This window comes from Paraburkholderia sp. GV068 (assembly GCF_003058125.1).
In the GTDB taxonomy this organism is placed as follows: Bacteria; Pseudomonadota; Gammaproteobacteria; order Burkholderiales; family Burkholderiaceae; genus Paraburkholderia; species Paraburkholderia graminis.
The window spans coordinates 91150-110903 of the sequence record NZ_QBUB01000016.1; the positions used below are offsets into that span (position 1 = coordinate 91150).

At 59.8% G+C, this 19754-nt stretch carries 19 protein-coding genes and 1 riboswitch; of the genes, 2 read left to right on the forward strand and 17 right to left on the reverse strand.

Annotated elements, in window-relative coordinates:
- Nucleotides 1-5 precede the first annotated feature (5 nt).
- The 14 genes from leuC to C8K18_RS27155 form a co-directional block, all read right to left on the reverse strand.
- The gene (gene leuC, locus C8K18_RS27090; RefSeq protein ID WP_029971410.1) at nt 6-1415 is read right to left on the reverse strand and encodes a 3-isopropylmalate dehydratase large subunit; all 1410 of its coding nucleotides are present in this window, start codon (nt 1413-1415) and stop codon (nt 6-8) included.
- A 210-nt stretch (nt 1416-1625) separates the two neighbouring features.
- A complete protein-coding gene (locus C8K18_RS27095) occupies nt 1626-1928 on the reverse strand; it encodes a DUF3331 domain-containing protein (protein WP_244231048.1) in 303 nt (100 codons plus the stop codon).
- 207 nt (nt 1929-2135) lie between these two features.
- Entirely contained in the window at nt 2136-2651 is a 516-nt protein-coding gene (locus C8K18_RS27100) for an Ohr family peroxiredoxin (protein ID WP_107710482.1), read from the reverse strand.
- Between the two features lie 194 nt (nt 2652-2845).
- Nucleotides 2846-3838 carry a LysR family transcriptional regulator gene (locus tag C8K18_RS27105; RefSeq protein WP_107710451.1) on the reverse strand — a complete coding sequence of 331 codons (993 nt, stop codon included), beginning with the start codon at nt 3836-3838 and terminating at the stop codon, nt 2846-2848.
- A gap of 227 nt (nt 3839-4065) precedes the next feature.
- On the reverse strand, nt 4066-4944 hold the full coding sequence (locus tag C8K18_RS27110; protein WP_053859698.1) for an RNA polymerase sigma-70 factor: 879 nt from the start codon (nt 4942-4944) through the stop codon (nt 4066-4068).
- 139 nt (nt 4945-5083) lie between these two features.
- Entirely contained in the window at nt 5084-6064 is a 981-nt protein-coding gene (locus C8K18_RS27115; RefSeq protein WP_107710450.1) for a DedA family protein/thiosulfate sulfurtransferase GlpE, read from the reverse strand.
- A 30-nt stretch (nt 6065-6094) separates the two neighbouring features.
- Nucleotides 6095-6508 (reverse strand): carboxymuconolactone decarboxylase family protein, encoded by a 414-nt coding sequence (locus C8K18_RS27120; RefSeq protein ID WP_165919864.1) that lies wholly within the window; start codon nt 6506-6508, stop codon nt 6095-6097.
- Nucleotides 6505-7704 (reverse strand): patatin-like phospholipase family protein, encoded by a 1200-nt coding sequence (locus C8K18_RS27125; RefSeq protein WP_107710448.1) that lies wholly within the window; start codon nt 7702-7704, stop codon nt 6505-6507. Before C8K18_RS27125 ends, C8K18_RS27120 begins: the two co-directional genes overlap by 4 nt.
- 10 nt (nt 7705-7714) lie before the next feature.
- Entirely contained in the window at nt 7715-8497 is a 783-nt protein-coding gene (locus tag C8K18_RS27130; protein ID WP_107710447.1) for a 3-hydroxybutyrate dehydrogenase, read from the reverse strand.
- Nucleotides 8498-8513: 16 nt separating this feature from the next.
- Nucleotides 8514-9293 carry an acetoacetate decarboxylase gene (locus tag C8K18_RS27135; RefSeq protein ID WP_006047584.1) on the reverse strand — a complete coding sequence of 260 codons (780 nt, stop codon included), beginning with the start codon at nt 9291-9293 and terminating at the stop codon, nt 8514-8516.
- Between the two features lie 40 nt (nt 9294-9333).
- On the reverse strand, nt 9334-10323 hold the full coding sequence (locus tag C8K18_RS27140; RefSeq protein ID WP_107710446.1) for an alpha/beta fold hydrolase: 990 nt from the start codon (nt 10321-10323) through the stop codon (nt 9334-9336).
- 175 nt (nt 10324-10498) lie between these two features.
- The gene (locus C8K18_RS27145) at nt 10499-11956 is read right to left on the reverse strand and encodes a mechanosensitive ion channel domain-containing protein (protein WP_107710445.1); all 1458 of its coding nucleotides are present in this window, start codon (nt 11954-11956) and stop codon (nt 10499-10501) included.
- Between the two features lie 108 nt (nt 11957-12064).
- Nucleotides 12065-13273, reverse strand: a complete 1209-nt coding sequence (locus C8K18_RS27150) for an NAD(P)/FAD-dependent oxidoreductase (RefSeq protein ID WP_107710444.1) — start codon at nt 13271-13273, stop codon at nt 12065-12067.
- Between the two features lie 225 nt (nt 13274-13498).
- A complete protein-coding gene (locus tag C8K18_RS27155; protein WP_107710443.1) occupies nt 13499-14221 on the reverse strand; it encodes a hypothetical protein in 723 nt (240 codons plus the stop codon).
- A gap of 367 nt (nt 14222-14588) precedes the next feature.
- Here C8K18_RS27155 and C8K18_RS27160 point away from each other — a divergent pair, with 367 nt between their 5' ends.
- Nucleotides 14589-16112: a winged helix-turn-helix domain-containing protein gene (locus tag C8K18_RS27160; RefSeq protein ID WP_107710442.1), complete on the forward strand. Its 1524-nt coding sequence runs from the start codon at nt 14589-14591 to the stop codon at nt 16110-16112.
- Nucleotides 16113-16189: 77 nt separating this feature from the next.
- Here C8K18_RS27160 and C8K18_RS27165 read toward each other — a convergent pair whose 3' ends face one another.
- Together C8K18_RS27165 and C8K18_RS27170 are read right to left on the reverse strand one after the other, a co-directional pair.
- Nucleotides 16190-16768, reverse strand: coding sequence for a YbhB/YbcL family Raf kinase inhibitor-like protein (locus C8K18_RS27165; protein ID WP_006047578.1), 579 nt, complete (start codon nt 16766-16768; stop codon nt 16190-16192).
- Between the two features lie 186 nt (nt 16769-16954).
- A complete protein-coding gene (locus C8K18_RS27170; RefSeq protein ID WP_006047577.1) occupies nt 16955-17887 on the reverse strand; it encodes an MBL fold metallo-hydrolase in 933 nt (310 codons plus the stop codon).
- Between the two features lie 277 nt (nt 17888-18164).
- Nucleotides 18165-18324: riboswitch (FMN riboswitch) on the forward strand.
- 70 nt (nt 18325-18394) lie between these two features.
- Here C8K18_RS27170 and C8K18_RS27175 point away from each other — a divergent pair.
- On the forward strand, nt 18395-18895 hold the full coding sequence (locus C8K18_RS27175) for a 6,7-dimethyl-8-ribityllumazine synthase (protein WP_107710441.1): 501 nt from the start codon (nt 18395-18397) through the stop codon (nt 18893-18895).
- 65 nt (nt 18896-18960) lie between these two features.
- Here the strand turns inward: C8K18_RS27175 and C8K18_RS27180 are convergent, their stop codons facing one another.
- Nucleotides 18961-19752: a glucose 1-dehydrogenase gene (locus tag C8K18_RS27180; protein ID WP_107710440.1), complete on the reverse strand. Its 792-nt coding sequence runs from the start codon at nt 19750-19752 to the stop codon at nt 18961-18963.
- Nucleotides 19753-19754 lie beyond the last annotated feature (2 nt).

Consider the following 19754-nt stretch of genomic DNA (forward strand, 5'->3'; position numbering starts at 1 on the left):
GCGATTTATCCCAGCTTGCGAATATCGACAAAATGCCCTTCGATAGCCGCGGCTGCGGCCATGGCGGGGCTCACGAGATGGGTACGGCCACCGGCGCCCTGACGACCTTCGAAATTACGATTCGACGTGGACGCGCAACGCTCGCCCGGATCGAGCCGGTCGGCGTTCATCGCGAGGCACATCGAGCAGCCCGGCTCGCGCCATTCGAAACCGGCGTCGGTGAACACCTTGTCGAGGCCTTCACGTTCGGCCTGCGCTTTCACCAGACCCGAGCCCGGCACGACCATCGCGAGGCGAATGTTCGGCGCGACGCGGCGGCCCAGTTTCTTCACGACGTAAGCCGCAGCGCGAATGTCTTCGATGCGCGCGTTGGTGCACGACCCAATGAAGATTTTATCCGGCTTGATGGACTCGATCGGCGCATTCGGTTCGAGCGCCATGTATTTGAGCGCGCGCTCCATCGCCTCGCGCTTGCCCGGGTCCTTCTCGCGCTCGGGATCGGGCACGCGGCCGTCCACGGCGGTGACCATTTCCGGCGACGTGCCCCACGTGACTTGCGGCACGATGTCGGCCGCGTTCAGTTCGACCACGCGGTCGAAGTGCGCGCCTTCGTCGGACTTGAACTGCTTCCAGTAATCGACTGCGATGTCCCACTCCGCGCCTTCGGGCGAGAACGGACGGCCTTTCAGGTATTCGATCGTGGTGTCGTCCACAGCGACCATGCCGGCGCGCGCGCCTGCTTCGATCGCCATGTTGCAGACCGTCATGCGGCCTTCCATGGAGAGCGCGCGAATGGTCGAGCCGCCGAATTCGATGGCGTAGCCCGTGCCGCCCGCCGTGCCGATCTTGCCGATGATCGCGAGCACGATGTCTTTCGCCGTGCAGCCGCGCGGCAGCGGTCCTTCGACCTTGACCAGCATGTTCTTGCTTTTCTTCTGCAAGAGCGTTTGCGTGGCGAGCACGTGTTCCACTTCCGACGTGCCGATACCATGCGCGAGCGCGCCGAACGCGCCGTGCGTGGACGTGTGCGAGTCGCCGCACACGATCGTCATGCCTGGCAGCGTGGCGCCCTGCTCCGGTCCGATGATATGCACGATGCCCTGGCGCAGGTCGTTCATCTTGAACTGCGTGATGCCGTAGGCGTCGCAGTTCGAGTCGAGCGTGTCGACTTGCAGCTTCGAAACCGGATCGGCGATGCCGTGGCTACGGTCGGTGGTCGGCACGTTGTGATCCGACACGGCCAGATTCGCGCTGATGCGCCACACCGGACGCTCGGCCAGCTTCAGGCCTTCGAACGCTTGCGGGCTGGTGACTTCGTGCAGCAGGTGACGGTCGATATAGAGAATCGTCGTGCCGTCTTCTTCCGTGTGGATCACGTGCGTGTTCCACAATTTGTCGTAGAGAGTCTGTGCCATGGTATGCGGGGGTAGTAATGACTGCGGGCTGACTGTGTCGGTCGATTATGCCACGCGAAGTCACGCCGTGGGCCGCGCAACCATGCAAAAAAGCGATAAAAAACAGGGAGTTGGGTGGTAGTGTCGATACCTGTATCGGCGGCACCCGGCAAGGTTTCGTGCCGGCGTTGGTGCCGGGATCGAACGATGCAGCGCCGATCGCACCACACATCACCCCAGCACAAGCAGCCTCTCCGCATACCCCGTCAGCACCGAAGCCAGGATCATCTCGAGCGCATTCGACGGCGGTGCGGTGCCGCGGTGGAACGGCCGGAACACCACATCGCCCCGCTTGACGGACATGCCGCTCAGCGCGCAAACACCTCTGACGCGCGCATAGCCGGCGCGCCAGGTCTGATCGAGATAGCTGCCGCGCGTGGCGTCGCTCCACGAAACGAGCACCGTCGTGTCGGTTTGCCATTCGATGCTTCGAATCGTAGGCAGGCGGCCGTTGAACACCGCATGCGCAGCCATCGGGCGGCTGCGTCGGTTGCGGCGCCCCGACGCCTCGCAAACCGCCGATGCAGTCTCATGCCAATGCGCGCTCAGCCGTCCGATAATTTGCGACCAGGGGTCGGGTCCACACATCTCCGGTTCTCCTGCGACTTGCAGCGGCGATCGCCTGCACAATGCTTCGCCTCTGGCTTTAGAGTCTCATGGCTGCGGGCTGACGCTGCCGGCTTACCGCTTTGGCGCGCTGTCCGGCCGCGCGAGTGCGACGACGCTCACGATCCCCTCGCGCGCCATCTTCGCGTACGGACAGAAACGTTCGGTGTCGCGCACGAGTGCTTCCGCAATGGCCGGCTCAACGCCCGGCAAATGAATGCGGACCTGCGCAATCAGCCTGAACAGGCCATCGACGGGGTCTCGCCCGAAATCGACCGTCACTTCCACCTTCGCGTCGACGATCGCTATCTCCGCCTTGGCGGCGAGCAGGTTCAACGCGCCGTGAAAGCATGCGGCATAGGCGGCGGCAAACAACTGCTCGGGATTCGTCCCGCCGCCCGGGCCGCCGAGCGCTGCGGGCAGGCGCAAGTCGAGGTGGAGTTGGCCGTCGTCCGACTGGACTACGCCGGATGCCCGGCCATGACTCGTCTCGCCGCCCGTGGCGGTCACGGTCGTCGAATACAGTGACTGAAAGTCTGGCCCGAAGTACTTATCGAGCAGCGTGAGGGGCGGCGGATGCAAAGGGCTCATCATGTATGTCCGACAGCCGTTGGCTCACGCCGAGGCTCGCAACCAGTCGAACCATGCGCGCGAGTTCGCGACTCTGTAGGTAGTGCGCCGGACCGGCGTGGATGCGCCGTCAGCGTATGAGTGCATCGTAGGTGCGCGGCCGCCCGTCGGGAAGGCTTGTGCGGCGACGCACCGTGTTGCCTCCAAAGCACCAATCAGAGCGCCGGCACCGCCAGCATGGTGCTCAGGCATTGCAGGTCGAGCGCGCGCGTTTGTTCCGCCATGTAGTCGATGAACACGCGGATTCTGGCGGGCAAATGCTTGCGGCTGAGATAACAGACATAGTGACCGCGGTCGTCCGGCGCATATTGGGCGAGGCAGGAAACCAGGCGCTCTTTCCGCAACAGATCGCAGACCTGATAGGCCGGCAATTGAGCGATGCCCTCGCCGTCGAGCACGGCCTGCACGATGAGGTCCATGTCGTTGAACGTGTGCTGCGCTCGCGGCAACTGCTTTTGTATGAGTCCGTCGACCTTGAACTCCCAATCGCTTACGCGCCCCGACGCACTGCGGAAGTTGATGCACCGATGCTGGGCGAGATCGTCGACATGACGCGGCACACCGTGTTTTTTCGCGTACTGGGGCGACGCACAGACGATCATCTGCATGGGTATCAGTTGCTTTGCCACGACTTCGCTGTCCTCCATACGCCCGTCGCGAAACCCGACATCGACGCGATCCGCGATGAAGTCGGCAGGACGATCGTTCAGCAACAGTTCGAGCGCTATGTCCGGATAGCGGGAGCGAAAACCGCGCAGCAGCGGCGCGACGATCTTGCGGCCGAATCCGGGTGTCGAGCAGATACGCAGATGGCCGCGCGGCGGTCCGTTACGCAATTCGCGCATGTCCTCGAGCGCCTGCACGATGCGTTCGACGCCCGGATGACAGTTCTGATAAAACAGTTCGCCTTCGCGGGTCAGCGACGTGCTGCGCGTGGTGCGCAGAAAAAGCCGCGCATCGAGCTGCGCTTCGAGCTTTTGCACGTTTCGGCTGACGGCGGAGCGGCCAATGCCGAGGCGGTCACCCGCCTTGGCAAAGCTGCCTTCATTGGCCACGGCGAGAAACGAAACGACACCGGCGTAACTCGTGGCAAAGCTGCTCGCGAGCGAATTGTCGGTCAAGGGGCGGGCGGAATGATCGTCGGACATGGGCGGGCACGATTTAAAGGTTTCGTACTCGACAAGACGTTTTAACCCGGTCATCTGTGACAAACCGGGCTCACGAATCCGCTGGGATAGACAATCTGCCAGTCCGCCCGCAATTTCAGCCGCGCGATGGCGGGCGCGCCCTTCCCGTTCAGCAATGTTGCGGCATCGATTTCGCTGCTATTGCAATTGATCGTATGAACGTTGTCCAGACCTTGCGGGGTCGCGAATCATCGGCCGTCGAATCTGGCCGCGATGCGCGCCAGCTTGTCGGGATTTCGCTGCACCTGAATGCGCACAATGCGCTCGCCATCCGTCTCGTACGTCTGCGCCGATTCGAGTGCGCCGTCGAAAAAGCGCAACAGTGCCGCCTGGCTGTTGAGGACGATGAGTTCGACGCGCAGTCCGCTTTTGTAGCGAAGCGCAGCCGCATAAAAAAGCTGCGCGATGCGCCGGCCGCCCACCATCGGTTTTGGAAAGCTCTGCACCCGGCCGCCGCCATCGCCCATGAGCACGGCATCTTCGGCCAGCATTGAATTGATCGCCGCAAAATCGCCGCGCTGCAAAGCGTGCGCAAAAGTCTGCAACAACCGATGATGCGTCTCCCGCGACACGACGTAGCGCGGACGATCGTCGCGCAACTGCGCCTTCGCGCGGCTCACCAGTTGCCGGCAGGCCGCTTCGCTCTTGCCGATGGCTTTTGCTATTTCATCGTAGTCGGCATCGAATACTTCGCGCAGCAGGAAGGCCGCACGCGCTTCCGGGCTCAGCCGTTCGAGCAGCATCAGAAACGCGACGGACACATCGTCAGCGCGCTCCTTCGCCTGCTCCGGCGTTGCGGGATAGTCGGTAACGTGCGGCTCAGGAAGCCAGATGCCGGTGTAATGCTCGCGCTGGATTTTCGCGGCGCGCAAACGGTCGATGGAGATCCGCGTCGTCACGGCGACAAGCCACGCTTCCGCGTTCTCGATGGTCTCCCGTGTGGTCGAATGCCAGCGCAACCAAACGTCCTGCACCACGTCTTCCGCTTCTGCGACCGAACTCAGCATCCGATATGCAATGCCCTGCAAACGCGGGCGTAGCTTGTCAAAAACGCTGGTGTCGTCCATGGAGCGGTCCTTGTGCACAGTACATGGGATCTGTTGCGTTTCCGTGGCAGAAACGCATGACCAAACCGCGCACATACGCCCGCGCGATCATTCGCGCCGATCAGTATACCGTCATGAAATCCGACACCTCCGCCAATCTTTACTGCGCACGGCGCTCGCCGCCGGCTGCTGGTACAGGGGCAACGTTGAAACCCGCATCGCGCCATGCGTCGATGCCTCCGGTCAGCGGCAACGCAAGTCTGATTCCGGCGCGACGCAAACGGCCGGCCATCCATGCGGCGGACACTTCTCCCGGGCACGAGCAGTAAATGACGAATGTCCGGTTCGCGTCGTACGCCCGTACTATCTCGCTGCATTTGCGTTCGTCGGCGAATACGGCGCCCGGGATGACGAACGGATCGAGCGTCCGCCTCTCGGGAGAACGAATGTCGAAGATGACCGGCCGCGGTTCGTCGGTTAGCAAACCGTGCAACTCCACTGCATCGATCCGCGACGTTTCGAGCGCTTTGGACAGCATGAGATGCCGGCAATAGCGATAGCAGCAATACAGCGCGAGTGCACTTGCGACGATACCCAATGCCCGCCAGCCGAGATGCGAAATCACCGCGAATAACAGGTCGATCTGCGCGGCGAACGCTCCGCCAATAGCGAGCGCGATGGAAGCCCACAAGGCCACTCCGGCGCAATCGCAGGCGATGAAGTACCGCAACCTCACCGCCATTGCCCCGCACAACGGCACTGCAACGAGCGACAGGCCGGGGACGAAACGGGCGACGATCAGAACTCGCACGCCCCAGCGCCCAAAGAACCGCTCGGTTTTTCTCACACAACTATCACGCGACGACGATAAGAGACAAACCGTTCGAAGCGTGCGTTCGCCGAATCGTCTTCCGCCTTCATACCAGACGAGGTCGCCAAGCACTCCGCCCAACGCGGCAGCCCCTAACGTCGACGCGAAATGCGACACTGCCGATTGCTGAGCACCGGTTGCAATCGTGATGCTGGCGCCGACGGTAATCAACGTTGGCATAGCGGGCACAGGCAGACCGAGTGACGCGCCAAGCACACTCAGGAATACGACGAGCGCGCCGTATTGCGCGATGAGTTCATGGGAAAACACGTTGCCTCCTGACCCGGGAACGGCCGGGTGCTATTGGACGTGCCAGGGAACAGCGGAATTGACCGCGATACCGGCGGTGCAACAACGGATGACCTCGCCGGTCGACCACAATGCGCTGCTGCTCCAGTACCTGAACAGCTCTGAGATTTGCGTCTCGTTGAAGTACTTCCGCATGCGCGACCAGATTTCATCGGACGCCGATTGTTCGCTGACACCCGAAAGATGTTCGGTCCAGGCCAACGCGGCCTTCTCCGCATGACAGAAAACATCGGCGCGCCGCCAGCTTCCGATATGCTCGATCTTCGATGTGGCGACGGCTGCCTGGAGTGCGAGGCGCAGGCCGTGCTGAACGCACAGCAAACAACCGTTGATTTGCGATGCGCGCAACTCGAGAAGCGCGATCAGGCCCGCGTCGAGCGAGCCGCAGTGGATTGGCCGCGTCACGATTTCGCACCCGGCCTGTATCGATGCACGTCGTGACTGATAAAGCCGACTTCACGGCTGGGAATATCGAACCACTCGGGATAACAGAAAGAATTGCGAATGTCGTCTAATCCACTCGCCCAGTGCTCCTTCATTGTGTCCTTGCTGAACTCGTAGTCCTTATAGTGCCCTTCGAACGACTTGTTCTTGTAGATCAGATGCACCACATTCACCGCGCTGCCATCCGCCGTCTTCTGCGCTTCCTGAATGACCGCATGATCGCGACGCGCGGACTCGGGGATATGTTCGAGCAGTGCCTTGATCAATTGAGCGTGCTTCTGGTTCTGCGCCATGAAGGCGGTGACGGCCCGCGTACGGCTTGAATACTGAATGTCCTTGACACGCTCGTTGACGTCGAGAAAATCACCTGGCAACTTGCCGCGCGAACTCCACAAATCGACCTGCAGGACGAGCGTGTCTCTGTGCTGACTCTCCCTGATAATCTCCGTCAGCGGCGTATTGGAGACGAGCCCTCCGTCCCAGTAAAACTCTCCATCGATCTCGACGGCGGGAAACCCTGGCGGCAGCGAGCCGGACGCGATGAAGTGCTCCGGCTTCAGTCGCATCGTCGAGTTGTCGAAGTACACGAGATTGCCATTCCGTACGTTGACAGCGCCCACCGAAACACGGATGCCTCCATCGTTGATCCGGTCGAAGTCGGCGTACTTCATCAGCGTTTCACGCAACGCAGTGGTGTCGTAATAGCTGACTTCGTCGGGACGCCTCTTCACGAGATCGGCCGCAAGCGTGCGCATACGCGGCGAGAAAAATCCCTGCTGTCCCTCCACCAGCGTGCGCGTTGCCGCCCACGCGCTCGACCACTTGCGCGCCATGTCTTCACAGCCCGGATAGACGGGCAGCAGGGAACGGACATGCGAGAAAACATCCGCGGGTTGACTTATCGTGTTCCAGAATCCGCGTAGCGCCTCCACCCGGTCTTCCGGCGCGTTCCCCGCAATCACCGCGGTGTTCAACGCGCCGATCGATATGCCGGAGATCCGGGTCGGCTCAATACCTACTTCGGCAATCCCCTCGTATACGCCGGCCTGATACGAACCCAGGGCTCCGCCACCCTGGAGCACAAGTCCGATTTCATCGTACCGGGGCAGCCTGAAAGGAGACGGCTGCTGCAACTCTTTGCGCTGACTCGATCTCACGGTTATCCCCTTACTGCATGAACCAGCCGTGGCTCACCACGACGGACTGGCCGGTCAGCGCATTCGATTCGAAGCCGGCGAGAAACGCGACCGTATTGGCGACATCGGCCAGCGAGGTGAACTCGCCATCTACCGTGTCCTTCAGCATCACGTTTTTCACGACCTCCGCGTCTGAAATTCCCAGCACTTTCGCCTGCTCCGGAATCTGCTTGTCGACCAGCGGCGTTCTGACGAAACCCGGGCACACCACGTTCGCGCGCACAGCGTGCGGCCCGCCTTCCTTCGCGACAACACGTGCAAGCCCAAGCAGCCCATGCTTGGCCGTCACATAAGCCGACTTCAGTTGCGATGCCTCGTGCGAATGCACCGAACCCATGTAGATAACCGCGCCGCCTTTGCCCGATGCATACATATGCCTCACCGCTGCCTTAGTAGTGAGGAATGCGCCATCGAGATGAATAGCCATCATCTTTTTCCAGTCGGAGAACGAGTAGTCCTCGATCCGGTTGACGATCTGAATACCGGCGTTCGACACCAATACGTCGATGCTGCCGAATCGGCTTACCGTATCGGCAATGCCCGCATTGACCGCCTCTTCGTTCGTCACGTCCATGGAGAGAGCAACCGCGCGGCCACCGCTGCGGACGATGTCTTCGGCCACTTTCGTTGCGCTCGGGAGATTCAGATCCGCTACGACGACCGTCGCTCCGTCCGCGGCCAGCTTGCGTGCGCATTGCTCGCCAATTCCGCTCGCCGCGCCCGTCACGAGCGCCACTTTGTCTTTCAATGCCATATATCCTCCGGGAGAGTTACTGGTTCACTACGAGTTTCATCGGATCGACGGAGGCAAGGTAGTCGTGCGCCACCTCGCCCACATCGAGTGTGAGATTGGCGACGACGTGACGCGCGCCGATTACCTTGCGAACGGGCAGGTCCGCAACCGAAGCCAGCGCGTGCGGATGAAGTTCGAGCGCGGCCGGCCCTTCCCAGGCGCCGGTTACCTGAACGTCGCGCAAAAAGAAGCGGACGAGTTCGCATATTCGAACCGAGCCGTCGACGTGCGGTATTACCTTGAGCAGATAGTTAGGTGTGTCGGCGAGCTTGTGTTGCTCGGCAGCGGCGTCGAGCGGACGATATTTATAGCCCATCGTGCCGGTGGCAATTCGCTGCGTGCCGTAGTCGAGCGTTCCGAGCAAGGTGTCTTTTCCATCAATCGAAAGCCGCGGCGAAGCGAGCTTCTTGGGAAATCCCCAGATCTCACGGCCGCCGGCGATCGGACCTTCGTCGTCCAGATACATCGAGTGCGTGTAGTTCGCCTTTCTGCCCTGCTCGTCCAGAACCGAGATGACCTGACCGCTCTCCGTATAGTCGCCAAACCCCGACGAATCGGGCATGCGAATGAACTCGTAATGAACGATCGCGTTATCGACCTTCAACGGCTCGGGAACGACGGCTCTTAGCGCCTCAATATCCGTCTCGTAGGAAATAATGAAGTACTCCCGGTCGACGAACCGGAACGGCGGACGCGGGTATGCCGGATTGTGCAGCGGCATCGAAAAAGCATGGTTGCGGATATCGTCTTTTGTCACGACTCACTCCTTGGTTGCTTTGAATCACGCTTTCCGCAAACTAGCTTCGCAGGAAAGACAACAGGTCCTGATTGAGCTGGTCCTTGTGGGTATCGGTCAATCCATGCGGCGCGCCGGGATAAATCTTCAGGATCGCGTGAGGGACGAGTTTCTTGCTCGAACGGGCTCCAACATCCACGGGAACGACCTGGTCGTCGTCGCCGTGAATGATCAGCGTCGGTCGGTCGAACTTCAGCAGATCCGCCGTGAAATCGGTTTCGGAATAGGCTTTGACCGATTCGTAGACGTTCTTGAAACCACCGCTCATTCCCTGACGCCACCACGCGTCGATCAGACCTTGCGACACCTTGGCGCCCGGCCGGTTAAAGCCGTAGAACGGACCGGCGGGAATGTCCTTGAACAATTGCGAGCGGTTGGCGATCATCGCAGCCCGAACGCTATCGAACGATTCAATAGGTACACCTGTCGGATTGCCGGGCGTCTTAACCATCAGCGGCGGCACGGCTGAAATCAATCCGATCTTCGATACGCGTGACGTACCGTGCCGGCCCACATAACGCGCGACCTCGCCCCCGCCGGTCGAGAACCCGATAACGGCTATCTCGCGCAGGCCGAGGGTGTCGATGACTGTCGCGAGATCGTCCGCGTAGTGGTCCATGTCGTTGCCGTCCCACGGTTGGCTCGAGCGGCCGTGACCGCGGCGATCATGTGTGATGACTCGAAACCCGTGCGACGCCAGAAAGAAGGCCTGGTTTTCCCAGCTATCCGAGTTGAGCGGCCAACCGTGACTCAGCGTGACGACGGGAGCGTCTTTCGCGCCCCAATCCTTGAAGTACAGGCTCACTCCGTCCCGGGTGCGGATAACGTCACCGGTATGGTTTGCGGACGACATGTGCGCGACCGCCGCGCCGGGTCCTGACTGCTTGCCGGCGGCCGATGCCACCGTTGTCGTCAACGTTGCGGCAACTCCGCCAATCAGCAGGTTGCGGCGTTTTGCGTCGGGGGAAACGTGTCCCAAGTCTTTAGTCATGGCTCAAGTCCAGGAATTATTCGACCGGGAGATAAGGGAATTGGCTTGCTTACCGGTCGAGTATTCAGAGTAACGACGACGCGTTTATCGGCCCAGTTAAGCGCTGCAAAACTCCGTTTATCTTTCTACGTACACCCAACTAAAAATAGCCGTTTCCTTTAACGACGCTTAACAATCAGAACTTCAACGCATGCAGCCGATGAATCTTATCCAGAAGCCAATGGAAGCTGGCGTGCTCATCGTCTGCATGAGCGGCGTTCTTCATCGCCATCTTGTGCAACATGTCTTGCCGTTGGGAAAGCAGCCGGCACATCCGATGAGTCACTTCCTGGCTATCCCTCAATAGAGGCGTCACAGCGTCTTTACTCAATCTGTAAATGACACTCCGGGTGAGCGTCACGATCTTCACCTGAACCGGCAAACCCGCGAGTAGTCCGGTCTCGCCCATCGTATCGCCAGGTCCGAGACGCACCACTTCGACGGCCCCGGTAGATTGCTCCGTTGAAACACTCAGCACGCCCGAGTCGACGATTGCGAGACTGTCGGGCACCACTTCCGGCGTGAAGATCACCTGCCCCGCGTCGTATTCATGCCGCACCATGCAACTGGAAAGCATCTTCAACTCGTCGTCGCCGATGGCGGCGAACAGTTCGATGCGTCTAAGCAGGCGCTCCTCGGCGTTTGCCACAATGGCCGTGACAGATGGCACGCCTGGTGGCCGCAAAGCGACTCCCGCGGCGGTGAGGTGTCGATAGCAGAGGTCGTACAGTTCGTTCGTCAATGGCGTCTTTTTCGCGGTGTCATCCACGAAAGCCGTTGCTTCGTACTGAATGGAATGTATCGTCGATTTTCTCGCCTGCACGATGGGAGCCGGTGTCGGCAGAATGGAACGCGCCGCAGCCAGTGCGCATTCAAGCGCTGCAATCACCGTTGCGGGGCGCTCGTCCGGCGAAATTTCCAGAGACACCGTCACGCCATGCAAAGCGTGCGGCCGGTTCGTATTGGTGATATTTGCCTTTGCCGCCGCGGCATTGGGAACGATGGTTACATTGCCGTGCGAATTGAGAAGATGCGTTGCTCTCCAATTCATCTCGATCACCTTGCCTTCGGCGCCATCAATCGAGATCCAGTCACCCACGCGGTACGGTTCCGTGGAATTCAGTACGATGCCCGCAAAGACATCGTGCAAAGTACTTTGAATAGCCAAACCGAGAATAACGGCCAATGTTCCCGACGTCGCAATCAGGCCGCGAACGGGTATTTCCAGAACGAATCCCGTCGCGGCTACTGCCGCGGCAAGAAACACCACGGCGCCGAATACGTCCTGAAACAGTCTCTGCTTGCGCCAGGTCTGCGGCAGCAGAAGGGCGTCGAGAGCAAGCGTGAACAGGCGGGCACCTGTCAGCCACCAGAATATCTTCAGGGCCTGCGCCGCTTCGTGAAGCAGCGACGCTTCAAGATGCGTAGCCTGTCGGAAGGGGCTGAGGCCCGCGGTGAAAATGCTCGCCGTGAACACGGCAAAGATCGCGAGCCGAAGCAATAGACGCGAAACGTCTTGCTTCGGCACTTTGAAACGCCACAGTGCCACGTCTATCAGAACGACGGCATAACCGAACACCAGCGAATCGCTCACGGACGCTCCGACGGGAAAAACGCGCCTGACGAGTACTCATGCCGCCCCCGCCCGGAGCCATTGTGAACGACTAACCGCGATGCCCGAACGCACTAACGTACTAACGCATTAGCCAAATGACGCGAGCGGGTCGCCTGCCGCGAACGCATCGGCGCGATTCGGCGCCGGTGGGTAGATCCACTGCGTATTGATCATCTGCTTGCGTGCTTTTCCTTCTGCATGCGTCAGCTTGATCTGGCGGTCCCAGCCTTCTGAATAGACCGCGCCCCACTCGCCCAGATCGAGACAAGTTGCATAAAACGGCTGGGTATACGCAAGCGTCGATTCGCCGATCAGATCGGCCGCGACATTGTGGCCGCCGAATTTGCCCATCACCATTGCGTGCTGACAGGACATCAACGCGTAGTGCCCTTGATCGTCGCTACGCACTCGCGCCACATCGCCTGCGACGAACACGCCGGGTGCCTCTTCCACGCGCAGGTCAGGTGCGACTTCGACACGGCCAAGCGGGTCGAGTCGCGACGAAACCTGCGCTGTGAGCGTACTCGCTCGCATGCCGCCCGCCCATACCACCGTGTGCGCTTCGATATGTGTACCCGAGGCGGTTCGGACGCCACTCGGGTCGACCGATACGACACTCGAGCCCAATACCGCTTCGATGCCCAGCGAAGCGAATGCCTCGGCGACGAAAGGCCGCGGGTTAGGTCCGAGATCGGGACCGATGTCGGCCTGCGAACCTACGACGATCACTTTGATCGCCGCATCGGGGCCGAATAGCGCGCGCATCCGTTTAGGCAATTCGGTGGCGATCTCGATGCCGGTAAAGCCGCATCCCACCACGGCAACGGTATTTCGAGCGCTTGAATCGGGCAGCTTCGCGAGTTCCTTCAGATGCTCTTCAAGTGCCGATGCGTCCTCCATGCAATCGACCGAGAATGCATACTCGGCGAGCCCTGGAATCGCCGGCCGGCTTAACTTGCTGCCGCTCGTGAGCAGCAACCGGTCGTAACCGAGCGTGCGGGTTGCGCCGCTCGCGGCTATCACACGCACGGTCTTCTCGCCGACAGCGATTTCGTCGACACTGCCCTCGACGTAGTTCACACCGACGGCGTCAAGGAGAGGCAAAAGCGGCGCGGACATCAGATGCGGCTCGCTTTCGTACATCCGTGGCCGGATCTCCAACTCGGGTTTCGGCGAGATAAGCGTAATGTCGATGTCGCCAGCCGTTGCGCCCGCACGGTCGCGCACGCGAGCCGCGCCAAGCGCGCCCCACACTCCGGCGAAGCCGGCACCCACAATCAAGATCTTCTGCGACATGATTCTTGCCCTAAGTTTTTAAATTGCCAAGTTGACGATGTGCACCGGAACTCACGACAAACCGAGCCCTGCTGCGCTGCGCGACGATCGCTAATGATCGCGGCGGCCGACTCATCTGCCGCCCGCCGTCACGACAAATCGTAGACTTGGTGTTCGAATGGCAGTAGGCACGCAAAGGAGATCACCGTGTTGTCTCGGGGACAACAATCGACGACTTCAATGTCGTCAATTCATTCTGGCGAGCTCGGCTTCGAGCGTCGCATGGGGATGTTCGCCATCCTCCTTGGCAAGATTCACGATGGTGCGAATGCTCCACGGCGCTTCTGATCTGGACGCGTGTTGTTCAGCCGCAGCCGCGTGTTCCTGCATTGCCTGCTTTACGCCATTGGGAAAGGCAACCCTCGTGTCTCCCACCGCCGTCTGCAATACATGCAATACGGCCTGGCCAAACTTCACGCATTCTTCGCGCGTCGGCATTTTTCCTTTCTGCATGACCGAGTCTTTCCAGTCGTTCTGTTGGTGGCTGAGTAGAACGGGACGCCGCGCGCAGAAGTTCCGGTAGTTCAGCAAGTAGGCTTCCTGGCGATTCTGCGGGCTAATGCCCAGCAGCTTCCACGCGGCATCGAAACGCTCTTTCTTTATTCCGTTCTCGTACGCCATCGCGCGCAGAAAGAATTCGTGAAAGGCTTCGAGACTCGCGGTGCAGGACGATACCGATTGTCGATAGTGTCCATCGCGTATCGCGTAAGCGGCGAGTTCAAAAAGAATCTCGAACTTCTGCTGCCGCAATGCCACGATCTGCTGATGACCGCGCGAGCACTCGGATCTATACCTTCCGTCGCCGTCGGGTCGAAGATCCAGCAAAACAGAAGAAAGAACGGAATTCCCTACGGAGCTTCCGTCCGGGTTGCATTCGAGGCAAATAATGGGAACCGATATCTTTGTCATGGCATGTCTCACAGTTGGATGTTGTTTCTCGCTTCTCGCCGCATCAACTCTTCTCTTCTCTTATCTTCTCGCTTCACCAGCAGATCACACGCGGAGGCGCAAACCTCGTTCGAAACCAGGTCTCGCTGGCACTCTATGCCCAATCAACAGCTTCTGCAGATGAGGTCCGGTGAATGGGCTAGTACGCTAATCATTCGATGGTCCGATGTTGTCCTGGCGGCAACACTGTGATATCCCGCCGGCGTCTTCCATGTTCTGGGCGGCGCAACTAGGATTGCTTGTGACGCAATGTTTCGCCGCGGAGAGACCGGGGTGATGGGTCTATTCCAATGCACCTGAATCGCGCAATCCGGAGTCTGCTGAGAAGATGAATGCCAAGGAAGATTTTTTGCGTTCCGGCGTGATGACAAATACCGACCGGCAGGACTACGGCGAGGCCATATCGTTTGGTCCGTTCACACTGTTTCCGGCGGAGAGGCGTCTCGAACGGTCAGGTTCATTCGTGCAAATAGGCAGCCGCGCGCTGGATATTCTTATTGCGCTTATTCAGAACGCCGGACAGGTCGTGGAGCGGCGCATGTTGATGTCGCATGCGTGGCGGAATATCGTCGTGGACGAAAGCAACCTGCGCGTGAACATTGCTGGATTACGCAAAGCACTAGGCGACGGCGAAGACGGTGTGCGCTACATTAAAAACGTTCAGGGCATCGGCTACTGCTTTGTTGGTCAGCTTACGCGTGAACGGATCGTTGTCGAATCCAGCTCCCGGTTTGCTGAACCTTGTCCCCGAGTACATTCCGGCGACTTCGCACCAGGATCCGCGTGCCCACAAGGTCGCGACGAGGTCTTGCGAACGCTTGCGTCCGACTTGAGCAGACATCGGCTCATATCTATTGTGGGACCGGGAGGCATCGGCAAAACGACAGTCGCCATTGCTCTCGCGAAGAGACTGTCCGGAGTGTTTCCTTCGGAGATCCACGTCGCCGATTTGAGCGAAGTTACTCATGGCGATACGGTAGCGCTCACGCTCGCTCGTCTGCTTGGGTTAGGCGATCTTCACCACATACCCGTCGCATGCATCGCCAATTATCTTTGCACCCGGCGCGCGCTGATCATTCTGGATAACTGCGAGCATGTCATCGACGAGGTGACGTCGCTCACAACGCAAATCCTCGCGGTCTCATCCGCGACCTATTTCGTGCTGACAAGTCGCGAGGCGCTACGAGTGAAATACGAACACGTCTGCCGCCTGCCTGCGCTCGAAGTCCCGCCGGGACCTGAGGTGATTTCGATCGAACATGCGCATACTTATCCCGCCGTGCAGGTATTCATTCAACGCGCTCTGGAAGCGGGCGCGAGATTCCCGCAGACCAGCAAGAGCTATGCAGCCATTTCGGAGATGTGCCGCGAACTGGAAGGCGTTGCGCTTGCAATCGAACTTGCTGCGGCGCGCGTCGCGACGTTTGGACTGGCCGGCACCATGACGCTGCTCGGAACCCGCTCACGTCTTCAATGGCAGGGATGCCGCAATGCGCCTGCGAGGCATCGGAGTCTCGCCGCATCGATTGGATGGAGTTACGCGCTGCTGTCGGACGAGGAGAGGTGCGCTTTCCGCCGGTTGTCGTCGTTTGAACAGCCGGCAACGCTCGATGCCGTTCTCGCGGCGGTGGCGAACGGAACGAATGGAACGGGCGATCTTTCGAATGCGATAGACGTAGTTGAAGGTCTGGTTGCAAAGCACATGCTGCATATCCAGCCCGGACCGGACGACTTGCCTCGCTATCGGCTCGCGGCTTCGGAAAGAATCTATGCACGAGAACAACTCAATCAGCCTGCGCTCGATAAGCGGAGCATCGTGCAATTGAACGGCGTGCAGAGGATTTGTATTTGAAATACGGCAACCGTTCCACCGGCAGCCGAGCTGCCAGGAACGGTTGCCGATATCCTGGTTCTTGCACCCGTCAGTCGTTAATCGTTAGTCGACGCGCGATGATATCTCGCGACATACTTCGCCTGAGCAATGACTTTCCCATGCATCTGATAGGCGACGACTGCGGGACTCGCCGCCGGGGCGACATCGATTTGCGCCACGTCGAGAGCAGACGCCGTCACGACATATCGATGCGATTCCCCTTTAGGCGGACACGGTCCGCCGTATCTGGATTCGCCGAAGTCCGTCAACGTCTCAATGGCGCCTGCCGGCAAGAGCTTCGGATTGCCGGAAGCGCCTTTTTCGAGCGACGACTCGGAAGGTGGAATATTGGCGATCTCCCAATGCGTCCAGCCGAGCCCGCCAGTCGGCGCATCAGGGTCGAAGATGGTCACGACAATGCTCTTCGTGCCGCGCGGAACGTGAGCCCATGAAATGCGCGGCGAAACGTTGTTACCGTGACAGCCAAAGCCTCCGTACACCTGCTCGTTCGAAAAGTGCCCGTCACGCAGGTCATCGACCCTGATCGTGAACGGCTCGGCGCCGGCTATCGCGGGGATGACCGCCAGCGCCATCGACGTGCATAAAATTGCGGGCAACAAACTCTTCACTCTCATGATGCGCTCCGTTGAAGGATGAAAGATGCGTGCAACCGGTATCAACGGCACCGCATTGATCTGCCGCGGTCACACCAGGGCAAGTGACCGTTTGCAAAAAACCGCCGTGAGCCTTGTGCGCTCGTGGCGGTTTTCTGACAAACGTCAGTGCAATCTATACGGCGATGGTTGATCGTCGGGCACCGATCAGTAGTCCCACACCACCGGCACGAAATGGAAGCCGTTGTCCGTCTTCGCAACGTGACCGATGGATGGGAACGCGACGTGCGCTGCGGCCAGCAAAGCGCCGGTTTCCGCGGCTTCGTTGAGTAGCGCGATACGCACATCCGCAGCCAATTCAGGATCGTGCTCGAAGCCGTTTTGCCAGTCGGGATGGTCGAAGTTGACCTCGAAAATCGCGTCGCCCACGAACGTCAGTTTTTCGCCGTTCGATGCGACGTCCACGACGCAATGCCCCGGCGTGTGTCCACCCGTCACGCGCGCCGACACGCCCTTGGCAACTTCCACGGTCTGATCGAACTGCACGATGTTTTCGCGGTAGAGTTCCGCGAACGTCGCAGCAGCCTTGCGTAGCGCCGGAGGAACAGTTTCCGGCATCACCGTCCTGCTGAAGTCCGGATTTTTCCAGAACTCTACTTCCTTCGCCGACACGTGAATGCGCACGTCCGGGCGCAGCTTGGCCCTGACGCCGGCAACGTTCAGGCCGCCGACGTGGTCCATGTGCATGTGCGTGATCACGATGTCGGTAATCGCAGCGAGGTCGATACCCGCCGACTCCAGGCGCATTACCGAGCGGCCGGCGCGCGTGAAGTATTCGAAACCGTCGCCCACGCCCGAGTCGATCAGGATCAGGCGGTCGCCGCTGCGCACGAGCGCAATATTCAGCGCCCAGTCGAACATGTCGCGCTGCAGGAAGCGACCATCGAACCATTCGTTGCGGTCAGCTTCGCTCACGTTAGTCGACATGGTGGAGGTGGGCAGCGGCAGAACGCCATCGCTGATCAGCACGACGTCAACGTCGCCCACGCGCACGCCGTAGCGGGAAGACACGAGTTCGCCTGACCCTTCTTTGCCGACGTTGGCGATAACCGGCCGCACATTGCGAGTTGTTTCGCTCATGTTCAATAGTCCAATTGATTAAGTGGGGTGAGCCGCACTGCACCGCGCGACGCGGTTCACGAGCACGACCACGAGTGTCACGCGCTCCGTATTGCCTGCATTTGGAGGGAGCGTGTGACAGATAGTAGTCAGCGGGGACGAGCGCCAGTAGCATCGCGAATGCGTACACCATGTTGCCTGGAGGGCAACAATTTCAGGCAGGCACGCAGTGAAATGGGGTGCGGGTGACGCAGCAGATTTGCCGGATACGTGGTAATTTACGCACCGTTCTTCAAGAACACGTTCTCGGGGCGGGGTGCGATTCCCCACCGGCGGTAATCGTCTTTTGCAGACGTAGCCCGCGAGCGCTCTGTTTCGATATTGCTGCGATAACAGAGGTCAGCAGACCCGGTTGGATTCCGGGGCCGACGGTATAGTCCGGATGAAAGAGAACAGAACAGCCACAATGCCCGCACTGGCGGGAGACGGCTGTTCTTCGCCCTGTTCACACAAAACAGGCTGAACTCCATGAACACATCTCACTCGATCGAAGCACAAGCAGCATTCGTTTCCGGCAGCAACCGCGGTCGCATCGCTTTTGTCCAGGCGTGCTGGCACCGCGACATCGTCGACCAATGCAAAACCTCTTTCCTTAAGGTCATCGAGGACTTTGGTTATGCGAGCGGCGACATCGATCTTTATGAAGTACCCGGCGCGTTCGAAATCCCGCTGCACGCGAAACGGCTGGCACTGAGCGGTCGATACGCTGGCATCGTTGCGGCCGGACTTGTTGTCGACGGGGGCATCTATCGCCATGAATTCGTCGCTCAAGCAGTCATTTCAGGCTTGATGCAGGTTCAACTCGAAACAGGTGTTCCTGTGTTCTCTGCCGTGCTGACGCCGCACCACTTCCACCACGGGGAAGAGCATGTGAAGTTCTTCACTGAGCACTTCGTCGTGAAGGGCGCAGAAGTGGCGCGCGCCTGCGGCGAGACAGTGAATAAGCTTTCGCTATTGCAGACTGCTTGAGACTCGCGGACCGATTCCGATAGAAAGTCGCGAGGCAACGTGTCTCGCGACCTGCGAACGCGGCCTCAGGACATGAACATTCCGCCATCGACGTTCACGGTCTGCCCCGTGATGTACGACGCGTCATCGGACGCCAGGAACGCGACCAGACCTGCTACATCCTTGTCGCTACCTGCACGCTTCATGGGAATGTTCTCGACCCACTCGGCCATGAGTTCGCCAGGCTTGTAGTTGCCAAGCAGCTTGCCCCACGCTTCGTCGTTATACGACCACATGTCAGTCGCGATGATGCCGGGGCAGAACGCGTTCACTGTGATGCCCGTTGGCGCCAGTTCTTTCGCGAGGCTCTGCGTGATGCCCAGAACGCCAAACTTGCTGGCTGCATAGTGCGGGGTATAGACGAAACCTTGTCTGGCCTGTCCCGATGCCGTATTGATCAGACGGCCCGCTTTCCCGGCACGCAGCATCCGTCTCGCCGCTTCCTGGCAACACAGAAAAACGCCTTTGGTGTTCACCGCAAGTACGTTGTCCCATTCCTTCTCAGTCAGATCTTCCAGCTTCGCGATCGTAATGACGCCCGCGTTCTGGACTGAAACATCAACCTCACCTAGCGTGGCCGCCACTTCCTCGTAGAGCGCGACAACCTGTTCCTTGCTCGTGACATCGGTTTGCACGGCGATGGCCTCGAAGCCGGAATCGCGTAGCTGCGCGGCAGCGTCGTGCACGGCTTTTTCATTCGCCGACACGCACACTTTCGCGCCCTCCTGCGCAAAGCGCCTGGCAATGCCCAATCCGATACCCCGGCTGCCGCCAGTGACAACCACCACCTTGTTTTCGAAACGCTGCTGGAATGCCATAT

Excerpts from the sequence above, each read along its gene's own strand:
- leuC (WP_029971410.1), bottom strand. The coding sequence starts at position 1,415 with ATGGCACAGACTCTCTACGACAAATTGTGGAACACGCACGTGATCCAC.
- C8K18_RS27095 (WP_244231048.1), bottom strand. The coding sequence starts at position 1,928 with ATGGCTGCGCATGCGGTGTTCAACGGCCGCCTGCCTACGATTCGAAGC.
- C8K18_RS27100 (WP_107710482.1), bottom strand. The coding sequence starts at position 2,651 with ATGAGCCCTTTGCATCCGCCGCCCCTCACGCTGCTCGATAAGTACTTC.
- C8K18_RS27105 (WP_107710451.1), bottom strand. The coding sequence starts at position 3,838 with ATGTCCGACGATCATTCCGCCCGCCCCTTGACCGACAATTCGCTCGCG.
- C8K18_RS27110 (WP_053859698.1), bottom strand. The coding sequence starts at position 4,944 with ATGGACGACACCAGCGTTTTTGACAAGCTACGCCCGCGTTTGCAGGGC.
- C8K18_RS27130 (WP_107710447.1), bottom strand. The coding sequence starts at position 8,497 with ATGGCATTGAAAGACAAAGTGGCGCTCGTGACGGGCGCGGCGAGCGGA.
- C8K18_RS27140 (WP_107710446.1), bottom strand. The coding sequence starts at position 10,323 with ATGACTAAAGACTTGGGACACGTTTCCCCCGACGCAAAACGCCGCAAC.
- C8K18_RS27150 (WP_107710444.1), bottom strand. The coding sequence starts at position 13,273 with ATGTCGCAGAAGATCTTGATTGTGGGTGCCGGCTTCGCCGGAGTGTGG.
- C8K18_RS27155 (WP_107710443.1), bottom strand. The coding sequence starts at position 14,221 with ATGACAAAGATATCGGTTCCCATTATTTGCCTCGAATGCAACCCGGAC.
- C8K18_RS27160 (WP_107710442.1), top strand. The coding sequence starts at position 14,589 with ATGAATGCCAAGGAAGATTTTTTGCGTTCCGGCGTGATGACAAATACC.
- C8K18_RS27165 (WP_006047578.1), bottom strand. The coding sequence starts at position 16,768 with ATGAGAGTGAAGAGTTTGTTGCCCGCAATTTTATGCACGTCGATGGCG.
- C8K18_RS27170 (WP_006047577.1), bottom strand. The coding sequence starts at position 17,887 with ATGAGCGAAACAACTCGCAATGTGCGGCCGGTTATCGCCAACGTCGGC.
- C8K18_RS27175 (WP_107710441.1), top strand. The coding sequence starts at position 18,395 with ATGAACACATCTCACTCGATCGAAGCACAAGCAGCATTCGTTTCCGGC.
- C8K18_RS27180 (WP_107710440.1), bottom strand. The coding sequence starts at position 19,752 with ATGGCATTCCAGCAGCGTTTCGAAAACAAGGTGGTGGTTGTCACTGGC.